The sequence below is a fragment of the Taibaiella helva genome (assembly GCF_003545695.1).
Lineage (GTDB): Bacteria > Bacteroidota > Bacteroidia > Chitinophagales > Chitinophagaceae > Taibaiella > Taibaiella helva.
The window spans coordinates 427,231-444,397 of sequence record NZ_QUZZ01000004.1 but is presented as its reverse complement, the minus strand read 5'-3'; the positions used below and the strand labels follow the sequence as shown (position 1 = coordinate 444,397).

20 protein-coding genes are annotated in these 17,167 nt (G+C 52.2%); 7 read left to right on the top strand and 13 right to left on the bottom strand.

All coding sequences use genetic code 11. From position 1 onward, the window contains the following. Positions 1–22: 22 nt before the first annotated feature. A complete protein-coding gene (mnmA, locus tag DZC79_RS09825) occupies positions 23–1,132 on the top strand; it encodes a tRNA 2-thiouridine(34) synthase MnmA (protein WP_118951378.1) in 1,110 nt (369 codons plus the stop codon). A 126-nt stretch (positions 1,133–1,258) separates the two neighbouring features. Continuing rightward, the gene (locus DZC79_RS09820) at positions 1,259–2,005 is read left to right on the top strand and encodes a hypothetical protein (protein ID WP_157977044.1); all 747 of its coding nucleotides are present in this window, start codon (positions 1,259–1,261) and stop codon (positions 2,003–2,005) included. Positions 2,006–2,056: 51 nt separating this feature from the next. Here the strand turns inward: DZC79_RS09820 and DZC79_RS09815 are convergent, their stop codons facing one another. Both DZC79_RS09815 and tsaD read right to left on the bottom strand, forming a co-directional pair. Continuing rightward, on the bottom strand, positions 2,057–2,791 hold the full coding sequence (locus DZC79_RS09815; RefSeq protein ID WP_118951376.1) for a tRNA1(Val) (adenine(37)-N6)-methyltransferase: 735 nt from the start codon (positions 2,789–2,791) through the stop codon (positions 2,057–2,059). Continuing rightward, on the bottom strand, positions 2,792–3,808 hold the full coding sequence (tsaD, locus tag DZC79_RS09810) for a tRNA (adenosine(37)-N6)-threonylcarbamoyltransferase complex transferase subunit TsaD (protein ID WP_118951375.1): 1,017 nt from the start codon (positions 3,806–3,808) through the stop codon (positions 2,792–2,794). Between the two features lie 102 nt (positions 3,809–3,910). On the opposite strand from tsaD, the gene rpsU reads away from it, so the two are divergent. The 4 genes from rpsU to DZC79_RS09790 all read left to right on the top strand — a co-directional run bounded on the left by rpsU (position 3,911) and on the right by DZC79_RS09790 (position 6,361). Further along, on the top strand, positions 3,911–4,108 hold the full coding sequence (rpsU, locus tag DZC79_RS09805) for a 30S ribosomal protein S21 (RefSeq protein ID WP_118951374.1): 198 nt from the start codon (positions 3,911–3,913) through the stop codon (positions 4,106–4,108). Positions 4,109–4,259: 151 nt separating this feature from the next. Next, the gene (locus tag DZC79_RS09800; RefSeq protein WP_232831804.1) at positions 4,260–5,153 is read left to right on the top strand and encodes a tyrosine-type recombinase/integrase; all 894 of its coding nucleotides are present in this window, start codon (positions 4,260–4,262) and stop codon (positions 5,151–5,153) included. Positions 5,154–5,259: 106 nt separating this feature from the next. Then, entirely contained in the window at positions 5,260–5,559 is a 300-nt protein-coding gene (gene hpf, locus DZC79_RS09795) for a ribosome hibernation-promoting factor, HPF/YfiA family (protein ID WP_118951373.1), read from the top strand. A gap of 70 nt (positions 5,560–5,629) precedes the next feature. Beyond that, positions 5,630–6,361: an SAM-dependent methyltransferase gene (locus DZC79_RS09790; protein ID WP_118951504.1), complete on the top strand. Its 732-nt coding sequence runs from the start codon at positions 5,630–5,632 to the stop codon at positions 6,359–6,361. Between the two features lie 21 nt (positions 6,362–6,382). On the opposite strand, the gene DZC79_RS09785 is transcribed toward DZC79_RS09790, so the two are convergent. After that, positions 6,383–7,435 (bottom strand): flavin reductase family protein, encoded by a 1,053-nt coding sequence (locus DZC79_RS09785; RefSeq protein ID WP_118951372.1) that lies wholly within the window; start codon positions 7,433–7,435, stop codon positions 6,383–6,385. 108 nt (positions 7,436–7,543) lie between these two features. Here DZC79_RS09785 and DZC79_RS09780 point away from each other — a divergent pair, with 108 nt between their 5' ends. Beyond that, complete coding sequence (locus DZC79_RS09780; protein WP_118951371.1) at positions 7,544–8,902, top strand: M20/M25/M40 family metallo-hydrolase; 1,359 nt, start codon at positions 7,544–7,546, stop codon at positions 8,900–8,902. 11 nt (positions 8,903–8,913) lie between these two features. Here the strand turns inward: DZC79_RS09780 and DZC79_RS09775 are convergent, their stop codons facing one another. The 10 genes from DZC79_RS09775 to DZC79_RS09730 all read right to left on the bottom strand — a co-directional run bounded on the left by DZC79_RS09775 (position 8,914) and on the right by DZC79_RS09730 (position 17,094). Continuing rightward, a complete protein-coding gene (locus DZC79_RS09775; protein ID WP_118951370.1) occupies positions 8,914–10,134 on the bottom strand; it encodes a hypothetical protein in 1,221 nt (406 codons plus the stop codon). Between the two features lie 76 nt (positions 10,135–10,210). Further along, positions 10,211–11,173 carry a FecR family protein gene (locus DZC79_RS09770; RefSeq protein ID WP_118951369.1) on the bottom strand — a complete coding sequence of 321 codons (963 nt, stop codon included), beginning with the start codon at positions 11,171–11,173 and terminating at the stop codon, positions 10,211–10,213. Beyond that, a complete protein-coding gene (locus DZC79_RS09765) occupies positions 11,170–11,709 on the bottom strand; it encodes an RNA polymerase sigma-70 factor (protein WP_232831812.1) in 540 nt (179 codons plus the stop codon). The genes DZC79_RS09770 and DZC79_RS09765 overlap by 4 nt, the downstream gene beginning before the upstream one ends. 160 nt (positions 11,710–11,869) lie before the next feature. Next, complete coding sequence (locus DZC79_RS09760; RefSeq protein WP_118951367.1) at positions 11,870–12,484, bottom strand: redoxin family protein; 615 nt, start codon at positions 12,482–12,484, stop codon at positions 11,870–11,872. A 74-nt stretch (positions 12,485–12,558) separates the two neighbouring features. After that, positions 12,559–13,506 (bottom strand): YihY/virulence factor BrkB family protein, encoded by a 948-nt coding sequence (locus DZC79_RS09755; protein ID WP_157977042.1) that lies wholly within the window; start codon positions 13,504–13,506, stop codon positions 12,559–12,561. A 44-nt stretch (positions 13,507–13,550) separates the two neighbouring features. Then, on the bottom strand, positions 13,551–14,297 hold the full coding sequence (locus DZC79_RS09750; RefSeq protein WP_118951365.1) for an ABC transporter ATP-binding protein: 747 nt from the start codon (positions 14,295–14,297) through the stop codon (positions 13,551–13,553). Between the two features lie 187 nt (positions 14,298–14,484). Beyond that, positions 14,485–14,883, bottom strand: coding sequence for a gliding motility-associated C-terminal domain-containing protein (locus DZC79_RS09745; protein ID WP_118951364.1), 399 nt, complete (start codon positions 14,881–14,883; stop codon positions 14,485–14,487). A gap of 110 nt (positions 14,884–14,993) precedes the next feature. Further along, positions 14,994–15,635, bottom strand: a complete 642-nt coding sequence (gene rsmG / locus DZC79_RS09740) for a 16S rRNA (guanine(527)-N(7))-methyltransferase RsmG (protein ID WP_232831803.1) — start codon at positions 15,633–15,635, stop codon at positions 14,994–14,996. After that, positions 15,608–16,780: a glycosyltransferase gene (locus DZC79_RS09735; protein ID WP_118951363.1), complete on the bottom strand. Its 1,173-nt coding sequence runs from the start codon at positions 16,778–16,780 to the stop codon at positions 15,608–15,610. The genes rsmG and DZC79_RS09735 overlap by 28 nt, the downstream gene beginning before the upstream one ends. Positions 16,781–16,839: 59 nt before the next feature. Further along, entirely contained in the window at positions 16,840–17,094 is a 255-nt protein-coding gene (locus DZC79_RS09730; protein WP_118951362.1) for a DUF6922 domain-containing protein, read from the bottom strand. Between the last annotated feature and the right edge of the window lie 73 nt (positions 17,095–17,167).

Genomic DNA, 17,167 nt, shown 5'->3' with positions numbered 1-17,167 from the left:
CGTTTTTTATAAAAGATAAGTTATGAGCCGTAACGGAAAAGTTTTGGTCGCGATGAGCGGTGGTATCGACAGTACGGTTACCGCCCTGATGCTGCATCAGCAAGGCTATGAAGTAGTGGGCATCACGATGAAAACCTGGGATTATGCCACGGCAGGCGGTAGCCGCAAGGAAACCGGCTGCTGCAACCTGGACTCCTTCAACGATGCACGGCAGGCAGCCGTGCAGCACGGGTTTCCCCATTATGTGCTGGATATCCGGGAAGAATTCGGCGGCGCCGTAATCGAGAATTTTATCGATGAGTACATTGCCGGTCGCACGCCCAATCCCTGCGTGCTGTGCAATACCCATATCAAATGGTCGGCCCTGCTGAAACGTGCCGACGCGCTGGATTGCGACTTTATCGCTACCGGGCATTATGTGAAAGTACGGGAAGAGAACAGCCGCTTTGTACTGTCTAAGGCGAAAGACCTGACCAAAGACCAAAGCTATGTGCTGTGGGGATTGGGACAGGATTGCCTCAGCAGGAGCATCTACCCCCTGGGCGACTATCTCAAAACAGAAGTGCGCCAGATCGCCCTGGATATGGGCTATCCCGAGCTGTCGAAAAAGGCGGAGAGCTATGAGATCTGCTTTGTACCCGATAACGATTACCGCGGCTTCCTGAAACGCAATGTGGAAGGGCTCGAAGAAAGAGTCGACGGCGGCAATTTTGTGCTGGCCGACGGCAGTATTGTTGGCAAGCATAAGGGCTACCCTTTCTATACGATCGGCCAGCGCAAAGGCCTGGACATTGCTCTGGGCCGCCCGGTCTTCGTAACGCGTATCATTCCCGAGACCAATACGGTGGTACTGGGCGACGCGCATGAACTGGAGCAGAATATTATGGCCGTCGGCGGTCTCAATATGGTGAAATACGACAGCATTCCGGAAGGCATGGAAGCCATCGCCAAGATCCGCTACAAAGACCCCGGAACGCTGAGCCACCTGCATCCCTCAGGTGATACCGTAGGTGTACACTTTTATGAAGACGTTAAAGGGATTGCACCCGGTCAGTCGGCAGTATTCTACGAAGGCGACGATGTGATCGCAGGCGGTATTATCCGCTCCGGCCAGCGCAGCATCGACCTTTGACACAAGCTTTTATTTTCCCGCGGACGTAGGACAAAAAATGTTTTTGAATGAAAAAATATTTTTTATCTTACGTCCGTTTTCGTTGTGTCGCTTGTCGTTAGCAGCATCTTAATTCTGAACTCAGCTATGCGTAAAATTTTATTACCACTCCTCTTGCTCTCCGTAGGCTTATATTCCTGTAAAAAAGAAAATGAGGACCTTTCCGAGATTGCGAAAGGCAATAAATTCTTCCCTACCGAGATCGGTAAATACATCGTTTACGATTACGATTCCACCGTTTGGAACGACCAGCTGGGTACCGCTCTTCCCTTTACCGGGCAGTTGCGCTATACGGTAGTCGATACTTTCCGCGACGCCGCCGGAAGGCTCAGCTATCGCATCAATGTAGAACGCCGTAAAAACGATACCGATCCCTACGTACCCAATGATGTGCTGTCGGTAACCCCTACAGAGGACAGGGTGGAGCTGATGCAGCGCGGCCTTACCTTTATCAAGATGGTTTTCCCGGTGAGCAACAACAAAAGCTGGAACGGAAATGCGCTGATCGCATTAGGCGATAAGGATAACGCCGAGTACGACAATGATAAGTGGAAATACACTTACGCTAATTTCGATACGGAATTCGATCCCGGTAATAACCTTTATGAGCATACAGTGACTGTGAACCAGATCGACGACCAGCTTAATGATCCCGATGTGGATTCCACGGCTTATGCTTACCGCAATTACAGCCAGGAGATCTATGCCTACAATGTGGGGATGGTGTATCGCCAGCGGATTTATTGGGAGTTTCAACCTAAAGTTGGTGGCAGTGGCGGTAGTGGCTACCGCAAGGGATACAGCGTGATCCTGCGTGCTGTGGAAAATAACTAATCGCTGAAAAATAATCAGCGGGCTGTCCGGATTCCGGGCAGCCCGCTTCTTTTATAAGGCCAGGTAGTAAGGTCGCAGCAATTCACGGAAAGAAGCGCTGTAGCTTCCTTTGCTTTCATAGGTCACCAGCGTATTTGTAGCGCTGGTTTTCGCTTCCCCGCTAAACAGGCCGATCATGCGATTGGCCGCTGCACCGGCTCCGGGCTGCACCATCAATACCCTCGCCGGATATAAGCCATGCCGGTCCGCGGTTTTCAGCCAATCGTTCCATTCGCTTAAAGGATACATGATGCAGCAATAGCCTTCCTTGTCCAATAGTGCGCTTATCGCCTGCGCCAGGGTCTCCTTGTCCAGCGCTGTGCTGTGCCGGGCATCGTGGCGGGCCTGCTGCTCCGAGCCCAGCTGGTTGTGAAAGAAAGGAGGATTGCAGATAATGAAGTCATAAGTGCCTCCCTGGCCGGTATGAGCCGACAGGGATATATGCCGTGCTGTGAGCCGGCTGCTCCAGGAGCTGGCATGGAAATTTTCTGCAGCCTGCAGCGCAGCCTCTTCGTTCAGCTCAATCGCATCGATAAACACATTGTCTTTTTCCTGTGCCAGCATCAGGCTCAGCAGCCCTGTGCCCGTACCGATGTCCAGCAGGCGCACCGGAGCATCGCCGGGAAAAAGGTGCTGCATTTGCCGGGCAGCCCATGCGCCCTGGATGCAGGCATCGGTCGATACCTTCATGGCGCAGCGATCCTGCTCGATACGGAATTGCTTGAACTGGAACCAGGAATTGGGCATTTATATCCATTGGGCCCTGGCCGAAGGCACGGCGCTCAGGTCGGTGAACTGTTGCTGCTGCAGCTTGTACCATGCGGCGATGCCGATCATGGCGGCATTATCGGTGCAGTATTCAAATTTAGGCAGGTAAACCTTCCAGCCATTGCGGCGGCCATAGTCTTCCAGGGCCTGGCGCAGCCCGCTGTTGGCCGATACGCCGCCGGCGATGCCGATCTCTTTGATGCCCCGTTGCCGGGCGGCCTTTTCCAGCTTCTGCAGCAGCGCTTTGACAATCGTATGCTGAACGGAAGCGCAAATATCGTCGAGATGGTTGGCTACGAAGCCAGGATCGTCCTTTTGCTGTTTTTGCAGGAAATACAGCACGGCAGTCTTGATCCCGCTGAAGCTGAAATCGAGGCCTTTGATCTCGGGTATGGGAAAGGAGAACCGATCCGGATCGCCTTTTTGCGCATGCTTGTCTACCAGCGGCCCGCCGGGATAGGGGAGCTGCAGCATTTTAGCCACCTTGTCGAAAGCTTCGCCTGCTGCATCGTCCAGGGTTTCGCCCAGCACTTCCATTTCCAGGTGGGAACGACAAAGCACAATCTGGGTATGGCCGCCGGATACGGTAAGGCAGAGGAACGGAAAAGACGGCTTCGGCTCGTCGATAAAATGGGCGAGCACATGGGCCTGCATATGGTGTACCGCGATGAGAGGAATATTCAGCGCCTGGGCAAAGCCTTTGGCAAAGCAGGCCCCCACCAGCAGGGAGCCGATCAGGCCCGGGGCCTGGGTAAAGGCAACGGCTGTAATGTCGCTTTTGACAATGCCCGCCTGTCTTATCGCGGTGTCGACGACCGGAACAATCTGCTGCAGATGTGCCCTGGAGGCCAGTTCGGGTACCACGCCACCATATTGCTCGTGTACTTTTTGTGTGGCTATTATATTGCTCGCTACCTTGCCGTCAACCAGGATAGCAGCAGCCGTTTCGTCACAGGAAGATTCTATCGCCAGGATTACGGATGCGGAACGTTGCATAAGGAAACTGCAAAATTATAGGAAAATCCACAGCTGATTTGTTGAATTTAAAAAATATATTTACCTTTGCTGTCCCAAAGGAAAAAAAGGGGGTATATTACTATGCTTATTTTAGATGCTAAAGATTGCGAAAACATAGACAAGGCGCTCAAAAAATACAAAAAGAAGTTTGAGAAGTCCCGCACACTGAACCAACTGCGTACCCGCCAGGCTTTCACCAAGCCTTCCGTGCAACGTCGAAAAGAGATTCTGAAGGCGGCTTACCGTCAGCAGATTCTTTCCGGTAAAGTGGAGCTGTAAGCTTTTGCATGAATATCCATAAACCGGCTGTTGCCTTCCTCTATACAGGGGCGGATGCCGGGTTATAATAATTTTTTTGGCGGACTGTAAATGTGTATATTTACAGTCCGCTTTATTTTTTTCGGGCGGCAAAGATCCTAAATATTTGCTCTTGCTTACTGAAGCTGCAATACCCGAATTCCTCCGCTATATACGCTTCGAAAAGCGCATGTCGGAACATACATTTACGGCTTACCGTAATGATCTCAATCAATTCCTTCATTTCCTGGATACGCAGTTCGGCCTCGCGGAGGTGGGACAGATCCGTCATATCCATATCCGCTCCTGGCTGGCGCAGCTCAAAGAAGAGGATAAGGGAGAGCGGACCCTGCAGCGCAAAATGTCGGCAGTAAAATCTTTTTTTAAATATTTATTGCGCCTGGGACTGGTGGACCAGAATCCTACACGACAGGTGAGCACGCCCAAAGCGCCAAAGCGCCTGCCCTCCTTCCTGGAAGAGCAGCAAACCAGCCTGATCGATGAGGTAGCGCAATATCCTGAAGGCTTTGAAGGCGATACCGAAAGGCTGATTATAGAGCTGCTGTACCAGACCGGTATGCGCCGGGCCGAGCTGGTAGGGCTTAAGGAGTCGGACATTGAATTTGCCCGTCAGCAGGTCAGAGTGCTGGGCAAGCGCAACAAAGAACGATTGATCCCTGTAAGCGAAACCTTACTGATCGATCTGCAACAATATATGGCCGAAAAGCGGAAGCTGTTCAACCAAGCCGGTCCGGCTTTGTTATGTCTTAAGGACGGAAAGCCGGTTTATCCTCAGTATGTGTACCGCGTCGTCCGCAAGCATCTTCAATCGGTAACGACCTTGAACAAGAAGAGCCCACACGTACTAAGGCACACTTTTGCCACACAGCTTTCCAATAAAGGGGCAGAGCTGAATGCCATTAAGGAGCTGCTGGGGCACAGCAGCCTGGCAGCGACGCAGATCTACACGCACAGCAACATCGAGCGGCTGAAAGAGGTGTACCGCAAGTCACATCCTAAAAGTTAGATAAAGGCTCTCCTGAAGTTAATCCGTCATTATATTTTTTATACCTTTCCGTTATGAAGCACACCTACCCGATTTTTTTTATTGTTTAACTTTAAAATGAAGAACTATGAATGTACAAATTCAGACCGTTCATTTTGACGCAGACCAGAAGCTGCTGGAACATGTGCAAAAAAGGCTTGATAAACTGAAAACCTTCCATGATAAAATAACGGGTGTCGAAGTCTATCTTCGCCTCGAAAATCTCTCTCAGAAAGTAAGGGATAAGGTGGCGGAAATTAAAGTGTCGGTGCCCCGGCGCTCGCTCTTTGCCAAGCATGAGTCTAAAGTGTTTGAAGAGTCCTTCGACCAAGCCTATGATTCGCTGGTCGCCCAAATCAAAAAAACCAAGGAGAAGATGTACGCTTAGCGTAGCTCCCCGATCATATTCAGGGCCGTACGATTTTGTACGGCCTTTTTTCATGCTTACCTTTACCGCTATGGCACAAGCTGAAACGAAAGAAAGCGCGGGTACAGGTGGTAAGCTGTATATGCTCCCGGTACCCCTGGCCGAAAACGCCCTGCATACGATACCCGAATCCGTAAAGCTGCTGAGCTGCAGGCTTAAGTTTTATTTCGTCGAGAACATCCGTACGGCGCGACGTTATCTCAAAAGCATCGATCGTGAAGTAGACATTGATGCCATTCACTTTGTCGAGATCAATAACCAGACGGAGCCCGACCTGGCTTTGCTGAGGCAATGGCTGAAGGCCGGTCATGAAGTGGGTATGATGAGCGAAGCCGGTTGCCCCGGCATGGCCGATCCCGGCAGTGTGCTGGCAGCGCTGGCCCAGGAAATGGGCGTGCTGGTTATTCCCCAGACGGGTCCCAGCTCGGTATTGCTGGCGCTTATGGCTTCGGGGTTTAATGGCCAGGGTTTTCGATTTACAGGCTACCTTCCGGTGAAGGACCCACAGAGAGGTAAAGCAATCAAGGAGCTGGAGCAGCTTTCAGTGCAGCGCAACGAGACGCAGATCTTTATCGAAACGCCTTACCGCAACAACCAGCTGCTGCAGGAGCTGCTGCGCCTGTGCAAGCATAGTACAAGGCTGTGCATCGCCGCCGATATTACTGGTGAAGGGGAATGGATCCGTACGCAGACAATCGGTGCCTGGACACAAGCGCCGCCCGACCTGCATAAACGTCCCGTAGTCTTTCTCCTGATGGGATAATAGCCGACTGGTGTTATTTGCTTATTCGTATTCCAGTTCAATATCGCCGCCGATGGGAAAGCCCTGGCAGGTGAGCACCAGGCCTTCGTCCAGCTCTTTATCGGTGAGCACCTCGTTATAGGCGATCCATACCCTTCCGCGGGTGCAGCGTGCAGCACAGCTGCCGCATTGTCCCGATTCGCAGCTGTAGGGCAAGGCAATGCCTTCTTTTTGCGCCTGGTGCAGGATCGATACCGGGAACTGTACCGTGAAGGCGGCCGTATGGTCTTTGAGCTTAATGCTGACCCTATGCGGTTCCGTATCGGGTGGCAGCTCGGTCAGCTCAGGCACATAGCTCACGAAGCTTTCCTTCTTAATGTTGCTCCTTGGTATGCCTTCGGTGAGTAAGGTAATGCTGACCGTATCCATATAATCCACCGGCCCGCAGGTATAGCAGAGTATCTCTTCGGGCCGGGCCTGTCCATATTCGCTCAGAAGCGCCGCCAGCAAGCTGTTGTTGAGCCGTGATTTAAGAATGTTGTTGGAAGAGCTGAAGAGGAAATCTATGATCAGCCTTCCCTGGCTGTGCTGTGCCAGCTCGATTAGCGCGTCGTAAAAGATAGTGTCCTGTGCACTGCGGTTGCTGTAGAGCAGCACAATCGACAAATGGACATGCTTGTGAAGGATCGTTTTGATCAGCGAAAAGGCAGGTGTGATGCCGCTGCCGGCTATGATAAAGAAAAGCTGCCGGTAAGCGGCGATGTCTTCGGGCAGGACAAAAAGCCCGCCAATGCCAGCGCTCAGCAGCCGGTCGCCCTCCCGGGCATGATCGATAAAGTAACGCGAGAACTCGCCATTCTCTATTCGCTTCACGGTAATCGCGAGGGCGTCGTCGAGGCCGGGAGCCGAGGAAAGCGAGTAGGAACGACGTTGCTCACCGGTAGGCCGTGGGAACACAAGGGTCAGGAACTGACCGGCTTTGTAGGTATAAGGTATGCCCGAAACCTGTTGCAATACAAAGGTTCTGGCATCGGGTGTTTCGGTAATGATTTTTTGGATGATCAGCTGTTCGTATGGCAATTCCTGTTCCGGCATCTGGCATGTAAGTAAGGGTCAAACTTACGAAAATTCAGGGCAAGCGTTGCCGCAAAGCAAAAGCGCTGCGGGTAACCTACCTTAGCTTCTTTGTCTTATTTTTACTGCATGAAAAGATTAGCCGCTTTTGTCGGGCTGCTGGCTACAGCTATGACTTCTTTTGCACAAAATGCCGACTCTCTTGCCTTGCGTCGCCTCTCTGATGATATTATGTGGAACAGCACCTGCTACGATAACCTGAGGGTGCTGACCAAAACGATAGGCCATCGGCTTAGCGGATCGCCGGAAGCAGATAAAGCGGTGGCCTGGGGCAAAGCAGCCATGGAAGCTGCCGGCGCCGACCGCGTGTGGCTGCAGCCGGTGGATGTACCGCTTTGGGTGAGAGGGAAAGAAACGCTTAAAGTACAGCTGGATGGCCGTTTTCAGCAAATACCCATGTTGTCGCTGGGCAATACGGAAGGTACGGGGGGCAAACTGCTGGAGCGTGAGCTGGTCTGCGTAGCCGACCTTGCTGCTTTTGAACAATTGTCAGCGGAGCAGGTAAAAGACAAGATCATTTTCTTTAATTATAAGTTCCGGCAAGACCTGGTCAATACTTTCGAAGGTTATGGCGATGCGGTAAAGTACCGTTGGGTTGCCTTGAATAAAGCAGCGGAGAAGCTGGCCGCTGGCGTGATCATCCGTTCGGTAGGTACCGGCGCCGACGATGCGCCGCATACCGGCGCCAGCCGTTACTACGATGGCTTGCCGCATATTCCCGCCGTAGCTATCGGCAACATTTCGGCCGACAGGCTGGCTGCCGCCTGCAGCCGGAGCAAGTGTAAAGCGCAGCTGGTCTCCAATTGCTCCATGAAGGGGGTAAAGCGGTCCTATAATGTGATCGGCGAGCTGAAAGGCGCCGAACGTCCCGATGAATTTATTGTCGTGGGCGGACACCTTGACTCCTGGGATGTGGGCGAGGGCGCTCACGACGACGGCGCAGGTTGTGTGCAATCGATAGAAGTGCTTCGCGCCCTGAAGGCTTCGGGTGAAAAGCCCCGCCGTAGTATAAGAGCCGTTCTGTTTATGAATGAAGAGAATGGTGTGAAAGGTGGCTACGCCTATGCCGATTCTGTAAAAGCAACCGGCGAAAAACATATATGGGCTATGGAAAGCGACGCAGGTGGTTTTTCTCCGCGCGGAGTAGGCCTGGAAATGACTGCAACGCTGAAGCAGAAAGTGCGGTCCTGGGCCCCCTTGCTCGAACCTTATGGCGTTTACGACTTCAGCCAGGAAGAAGGCGGTACCGATATTGGTCCGTTAAAAAAGCTGGGTGTGCCGCTGGCCGGGCTTTTACCCGATTCTCAACGGTATTTCGATCTGCACCATAGCGCTAATGATGTGTTTGAGACAGTAAGCCACAGGGAGCTCAAGCTGGGCGCCTTTACCCTTACCGCTATGGTCTGGCTTGCCGATCAATACCTGTAACCTCCGGCCCTTTACTGATCGAAGAAACGAATCCTGTAGATCAGGCTGAGCTGTATACCCAGCCATATCTTGGTATTAGACGTACTGTTGGCCGAATAGCTGTTGCCCAGCAGGTAGGGCGGGTCGATCGTTCTGTATTTCTTGTCGGCATCGATACCCACAGGCAAGATATCCCTGAGGGCTATGGCATTACCATTGCTGGAATAAGTGGTGTGCAGCCGGTTAAGGATCAGGGCGCCGCCTAAATAAAAGTTCCCTGTCACATTCCATTCTGCGCCCAGCACGAATCGTGTCAGCCTGGATTGAACCAGCAACGGCGTGTTGCGCTCATTGATCACCAGTTGAACCTGCCCCGAGTCGATGGGTATCCTGGTGGTATCAAAAACCCGGATGTTATAGGGTGATTGCAGCGGTCCGCCCGAATTGACCTCCAGGCGCAGGTTCCAGCGGTCGCCGATATTCAGAGCGCTGCCGAGGCCATAGCGCCAGTGGGCGAAAGAGCCTGTACTATAAGCTATCGTTCCATGCAGAAAGCTGAATCCTATTCTTAGGGTCGGGTTGATATAATACAGATCATCGGCCGAAAGGCCTCCGGATACCAGGACACTCTGTTTGATAAAACGTACTGTGGCACTTTGGCCGAGTGGCGTGTAGAAGCCACCCTTGCCTTGCTGCCGGCGGGTTTTACGATCTGTTCCATACATTGCCTCCTCATCATCGTCCTCTTCTTCGGCCTGCGTTGTTTCAGGATATTTAGGCGCTATATTTCCGCCGTAAGCGCCACCGCTGCCACTGCCCCCCGAGAGATAGTAGCTCATGGCCAGCGAAGAATCGCCTACAATAACCAGCGATTGCAACGCTTCCGGTTCCGGTACAGCCGGTGGTTGTACCCCGGCTCTGGAGGCCGGCGCAGGTTTTTGCGACTGTGCTACTCCCATCCTTTTCCCGGTGTGGTCTTTTTTTGCCTTAGGCTTTCTTCCGGCTGTCGCCGGCGTGTAGATAATATGTGATTGGTTAACGATCTTATAGCCGACGCCGGTCTTTTTGCCCAGCAGCCCCAGCAGCTCTTTCACCGTGATCCTGTCCAGCCGTTTGCTGATCCCTACTTTTTGTGCAGGATTGATGCGTGCCGCATTGTAGGAAAACGTAATGCCGCTCTGCCGCTGGATCTCCCGCGTGAGCGAATGTAGGGTATAAGGCTTATGCAGCAGTAATATCTCCTTATAAAACATTGGATTTGTCTTCTGGGCAAAGAGAGGAAAGGCAGAAAACAAAAGGAGGATAAGAGACAGGCATAACCTTGAGCGTTTATTTGCAGGCTGCGCCATTAATGTCGATATAAGGTTTTTTAACAGAATAGCTAAGGCCGAAGGTTTCGGTAATGTCTTTCAGGATATCTTCCAGGGTCTGCTGGTCAAATCCGGCGCTCAGCGTACAATGGTTTAAGCGGGCATTTGTCAGGCGTATCTGCACGCCGAAATGCCTGCTTAAAGTGGTCACTACCTCGCTCAGCGGTGTATTGTTGAAGTGGAAAGTGCCTGTGAGGGGTGGTTCCGGAGCTTCCAGCGAGAATCTTTTCCCTTTCCAGGTGTACCTGCCGGTAGCGCCGGTAGCGATCCGCAGCGTGTCTTTCTTGTTGTAGAACGTTACCTCGCCTCCTCCCGTAACCTGTACACTCAGGTACTTGTCTTCCCTGTTTACAGCAAAGGAGGTGCCGGCTGTGCTGACATGGAGCTCACCCAGGTGAACGATGAAAGGCTGCTGCGGCCGTGGCGCTACGTTGAAAACGCCGCTGCCGACAAGGGTTACTTCCCTGCTGTCTTTTCTGAAACGGACCGGGTAGACCAGCTCTCCGCCGGGGTTCACGGTCATGCGGCTGCCATCGGTCAGCCGCACCTCTTCAGGCTTGTTCTTAGCGACGGCGATCAGTGTGGGCTCGTTCTGGTTCTTGCTGTTGAAGAGGTAAAATCCTGCGGCGCCCACTGCTACAATGGCCACTGCCGCGGCTGCCCTTCCCAGCCACAAACGAGTGGGGGATTGCGGCTTTATGGGTTGCACCGCGGGGCGGGTCTTTTCCCTGAAGGCCTCCCATTCCCGTTGGACATCGGGCACCTGGTAGGTTTCGGGCCCCTGTTCCAGCCAGCTTTGATGCAGGGAGTGGAAGAATGCACGATGCTCTTCTGAAGCCGATACCCATTCTTCAACGTGCATCGCTTCTTCCGGCGCCGCTTTACCGGCCATATACTTTATGACTACATCAAAATCGATCATAATCGTGGCAGATCATTGTAAAGACAAAACAGCAGGATAAAAACCCTTAGTACCTGCCGGATTAATTTAAGGGCTTTGCTCATATGTGCTTCCACTGTTTTAACGGCGATGCCCAGCTCGCTGGCGATTTCGCTGTATTTCTTCTGTTCGGCCCTGCTTTTCACAAATACCTCGCGGCATTGCGGCGGCAGCTCCTGCAGCACTTTATCAATTTTTTCCCGGATAAAAAGCGCTTCCTCCGATGCGAAGGGCTGCTGCTGGCTGTCTTCCTGGCCGGCAACGGCATGCGCATGGTGTTTCTTCAGCACGTCCTGCTTCCGTATATAGTTCAGGCTCTCGTGGTAAACGCTGCGGAACAGGTAGGCTTTGGGCGAAGTGTTGATCTGTATGTGCTCCCTTTTCTCCCAAAGGTTCAGGAATACGCTCTGGACCGCATCTTTGGCCTCATCCTCATCCCTTAGCAGGGTAAAGGCATAGCGGTGCAGCGACTCGTAATAGTCGGAAAACAATTGCGCTATTTCGGCCTCGTTGATCACCAGCAGCAAATATGCGTTAAAATTACAGAAAAGAAAAAAGCGGTTCTGAAAGTGGCATTCCGTCGCCAAATATAACAGGAAGGAAGACTGCAGCAGAGGCTTATGCAAAAGGGGCTGCCCGGTTTGTAGGACAACCCCTTCTGTATATAGCTAAACGGCTTCAGGACTTCCTGAGCCTTTTGATGCTGCAGCCTACTGATTTGGTTTCGGCAGGGTCGATCGCTTTGCCAGCTATCATATTGTCGATGGCATTCTTCAGATACATCACTTTCGCACTGCCGGGATCAGAAGGGTTGTCGTCCATAGCGCCTTTGTAGACGAGCTTATCTGTTTTGCCGTCAAAAAGGAATACTTCGGGCGTATGAGAAGCGCCGAAACTGTTGGCCAGCTCGGAATTCTTATCCACAAAGTAATTGGTATAGCCTTCTTTCTTGCCGTAGGCCATCATTTGCTCCGGTGAATCGGCATCGCTCCTTTGTGCTTCATTGGAGTTGATAAGCGCTACGGCCAGTCCCCTGGCTTTGGCCAGCGCAAGAATGTCTTTGGTGCGCGCCGCATTTTTCAGAACAAAGGGGCAGGTATTGCAGGTAAAAATGACCAGGAGGCCTTTGCTGCTTTTCAGGTCTTTAAGCGAAGAAGGTGTTTGCCCCGAAAAAATATCGGACAGGTGTGTGGGCTGGGCAGGATAGCTGCTGCCGATTGCCAGGGAGCCCGATTGGGCAAATGAAGTGCTCATAAGGGCGGTGCCCAGAAGCAAGCCAAATAACTTTTTCATAGTATACGTGTGTTATGTGTTATTGTTCAAAAAGGAAAGTTACGGAATTATCGCCATGCAGTCATGCATAAAGCTTACTGCTTGCTTCTTTTGGCGCCTTCAGGTAGCGCTTCAGGCGATATTTTCCCGGTATGCAGCAAAATCGCGAGGTTGATCTCGTAGCCGATGAGGATCACGAGGCCCGTAATGAACATCCAGGCCATAAACATCAGCAGGGTGCCGATAGAGCCATAAACCTTATTGTAATTGATGAAATGGTTGGCGATAAAAAAGAAACCGTAAGTAATGACGATAAACAGTACAGTAGCGATAAATGCCCCTGTTGAAAAAAAACGGAAGCGGTGCTCCAGCGAAGGGCCGTATTTGTACAGGATGCAGATGGTAATGTAAATGATGCCTACCAGTGTGATCCAGCTGAAAAGCTTAATGATCATCGTGCTGCCTACGAGATCGACAAGATAACGGTCGAGCAGGCTCGTCTGAATAATGATCAGCGCAATGGAAATAAGGAAGACCAGCATAAGGCCGAGCGTGAGCCGGATGGCTTTCCAGCGGCGTACCATGCCTGTGCGCCGGATATGGCCGGGCGAGTCGCGGTCGAAGCTGCGCAGGATGCCCATTACCCCATTGGAGGAAAGGAAAATAGTGAACAGGAACCCGAACGAGAGCAGCTCCCTGCGCTTGTTATTCATGAAGTCGGTAATGATGCTCTCTACGGTAGCAAACAGGCGCGGATTGGGCGACAGCAGGCGGATGGAGCTGAGTATAGTATCCTGTGCCGTTTCCAGCGGTAGGAAGGGGACGAGCGATACCAGGAAGATGAGCGAAGGCGGTATGGCCATCAGGAAGTTGAACGATATGGCTGCCGCCCTTTCGGCAAGCCGTATATTCTTGATGCTCCTGAAAAAGGCCGCACCGATGTCGTATACATTAGCGCCCTGCGCTCCGGGGATACGCACTCTTTTCAGCCGGGAGAAAACGGCCACCGGCGCCCGCTTGACAATTTTTTTGGTGCTGCTCAATAGTAATGCAGTGTTTTTATGTAAATCGGGGGTAAGATCAGGCTTTATTCTCTTACGGTACGGCCGGTATAATACAGGAATACATCCTCCAGGTTGTCGCAGCCCGCCGCGCCGGCGATCAGCTGCCGCGGTGTATCCTGCGCGATCAGTTTCCCCGAATCGATGATTGCTACCTCATGACATATCCTTTCGGCCTCTTCCAGCAAATGCGAAGTATAGATGATCGTTTTTCCTTCCTCGTTATAGTGCTTCAGGAAATCCAGGATCATATTCCGCGACTGTACATCCACACCCGCGGTCGGCTCGTCGAGGATCAGGATCTCCGGTTCGTGCAGCAGGCCGGCGATAATATTGGTACGCCGCTTCATGCCGCCGCTGTATTGGTGAATGCGCTTGTGGGAATGGCTGTCGAGTCCGAAACGCTCCAGCATAAAGGCAATTTTATCCTTCAGTATGCGGGAAGGAATATGGTACAGCCTGCCGATATATTCAAGGTTCTCCTGCGCCGACAGCTGCGGGTACAGGGCAATCTGCTGCGGCACCACGCCGATCTTGCTCTTGATGGCCACGATGTCATGACGGCTGTCGAGCCCCAGCACTTGGGCGCTGCCCGAATCGGGGTGCACCAGGCCGCAGATAATGGAGATCGTCGTTGTCTTACCTGCTCCGTTAGGGCCCAGCAACCCGGCAATAATCCCTTTCCGGAAGTTCAGGCTCAGCCCCTGCAGCGCTACATTTTCGGCGCCGGGATAATGTTTGCGCAGCGCTTCTATCTGTATGGAATAAGGCATATACTTAAGAAATGGTCATGGCACATCGCGCACCCTCTGCGAATGAAAACGGAAGCGGCTTAAGACCGGCTTCCGCAAAATGTCTTCAAAAGTAGCAAATTTTGAGAAATGGCCGGTGAATGAAGAAAGGACAAACAAAGACAGCAGCCCGGAGGCTGCATCTTATGCTATAAAAAAAATAAGAGGATTAGCGGACGAGGGTTACGTAGCCTGTTGTTGTTTTCTCCTTCCCATCGGTGTCGAATACCTGCAGGTGGTAAGAGTAGGTCGCGGACGGAGCAGGCTGGCCCTGAATGGTACCATCCCAGCCATCAGTGCCCTTACCTGCGCTGAAGACTTCCTGTCCCGAGCGGCTGAATACCTTGAAGCTGCCGAGCGTATATTGTTTCTTGCCGGATAAAACCGGGACCAGCTTGTCGTTCAGACCGTCGCCGTTGGGACTGAAAGCGTTCGGAACAAGCAGTTCGGTATCTGTAGCAGCCGGATCGGCGGTGATGCCGGTGCTGATCGATTGTGCATGGCAACTGCCGCCAACCGATAAGGTGATGGCCAGGGCCGCAGTCACAGATAAGGCTAATTTCTTCATGTCTAAAATGGATTCCGGCACATGGCCTCTGTTTGAAGGCAAGACACCATCGTTGTAAAGAGGTACTAAGATAACTTTTCTTTACAGAAGAAAAAATAGCGGGCCGAAATTTATTTCCCGGCCCATACCACATACTTGTCGGCGAAATGCGGCTCGGGAAAGATCTGGTCTACAGGCCACAGCGAAGGCCGCAGACCTGATTCGCTGATCTCCTGGGCCAGGTCGCCGCCCTTCAGGCAGATAAGACCATTGGCCAGCTCAGTAGATTTTCTTTTCTTAATATAGGGACGACACCAGCGCCAGAGATCCTTCAGGGGCGCAACAGCACGCGATACGGCAAAGTCAAATTCCTGCTGCGGCAGCTCTTCCATGCGCGAATGCAGCACCTTCACATTCCTGAGGCCTATGCTTTCGGCCACGCCCTGTACCACTTTCAGCTTTTTACCAATGGAATCGACCAGGAGGAAATCGACCCCGGGATAGAAGATCGCCAGCGGTATGCCGGGAAAGCCGCCACCGGTGCCGATATCCACAATGCGCATACCCGGGTTGAACGGGCATACGGCCGCAATGCTGAGCGAATGCAGCACGTGACGCACATACAGCTCGTCGATATCTTTCCGGGAGATCACATTGATCTGCTCGTTCCAGTGTTGGTATAGCTCCGGCAGCTGCTTCAGCTGATCAATCTGCTGTGCGCTGAAGTCGTCGAAATAATTAAGGATTACTTCCAGGCCTGCTTGTTTTTCCATAAGATATAAGGCGACAAAATTACATTATACAGCGCCCATCCCAAGTCGCCGAAGGGGTAGAACAGGAATATTTTTTTTTCGTTCAGTTGCCGGTACCAGCATGCCGCATTGATCCAGTACAGTGCAAGGCGCAGCACGAAGGCTATCCAGGCGATTATCATCATCGGGTCCGGTACCGCAAGGCAGCCGTCCAGCCGCCAAAGCGAAAAAGATGCACCGGGCGGCCTGCACAAGCTTAAAGGCAGTACCGGCAGCGCCAGCAGCCAGAACAAGCCATGACTAAGCCCATAAAGGCTGAGCAGCCGTTTCGCCGCCGGGGGATAGAATTTACCGGTGCTGACATGCCTCGTTTTCTGCCGCCACCACGCCTTCCAGCTGCTTTGCGGCAGGGAAACCGTATGGGCAGAGGGTTCCAGGCAGATAGCCGGTTTGTTATGGGTAGCTATGGCGGATATCAGCAGATCGTCGTCACCGGAAGGAGTATGCCGGTAAACTTCCTGGAAAGCAGCGTCCTGTTCCAGCAGAGCCAGCAAAGACTTGTTGTAGCACAGGTTGCGGCCGACACCCATATAAGCTTTACCAGCTAAGGCATAGGCTGCATATTGCATACAGGTATGTGCTGTTTCCCAGCGGATAAAGCGGTTGAGCAGGCCAGGCTGCTGCTCATAGGCGCCGTATCCGAGTACGATAGTGGCTTCCGGGGCGGTCATGTCGCGTAGCCAGGTAGCGGAGGCCGGGCGGCAGTCGGCATCGGTCAGCAGCAGGCGCTCATGCTGTGCCGCAGCAATACCGGCGCGCAGCGCATACTTTTTGCCCGGCAGATCTTTTACGGTATCTGCAGGCAGGGTGATCACCTTAAGGTATGGATATTGCTGCTGTAAGGCGGCCAGCAGGATAGCGCTGCCATCCGTAGAGCCGTCGTTGACGACGATCACTTCGAACAGGCCGGCGGGATAATCCTGTTGCAGCACCTGGGGCAAAAAGCGTTCCAGGTTGGCAGCCTCATTGCGTGCGCAAATGATGACCGAAACGGGGGGTAAATTGTTTACGCTTGAAGGTGCAACTTGGCGCCACCGAAGTAAAAAAAGAAAGCCCAGTTGGATTACTGTGGCAAAAAGAAAAAGTGATATAAATGGGAAAAACATCAAATGATAACAGGTCGGAATTTTTTATGAGAATGAAGAACAGCAGTATTAAGGGATCTTTATGCAGCATCAAGAAAATCTGATTTTAGGAAGAAACGGGAAAAAGCCTTATCTCGTTCATCGAGCTGTTTGCTCCATTCTATAGTTTCCAATATTTTCTCTGCCCCATAATAATGGAATATGGCTCTCCATTCTTCCAGGTTACCCCGCTCCAGAACCCTTTCAATGACAATTTTATACGATTTGTCGAAGTTGAAAGTGGTGAGATCATACTCCGATAATAAGTGTTGTGGTATATGAGGTGCCTTTTCCATTTTTAATACTCATCAGCAAATTTACGAAAAAAGCCCGGCAAGTATTTGCCGGGCCTTTGGATAGCGTGCTCTA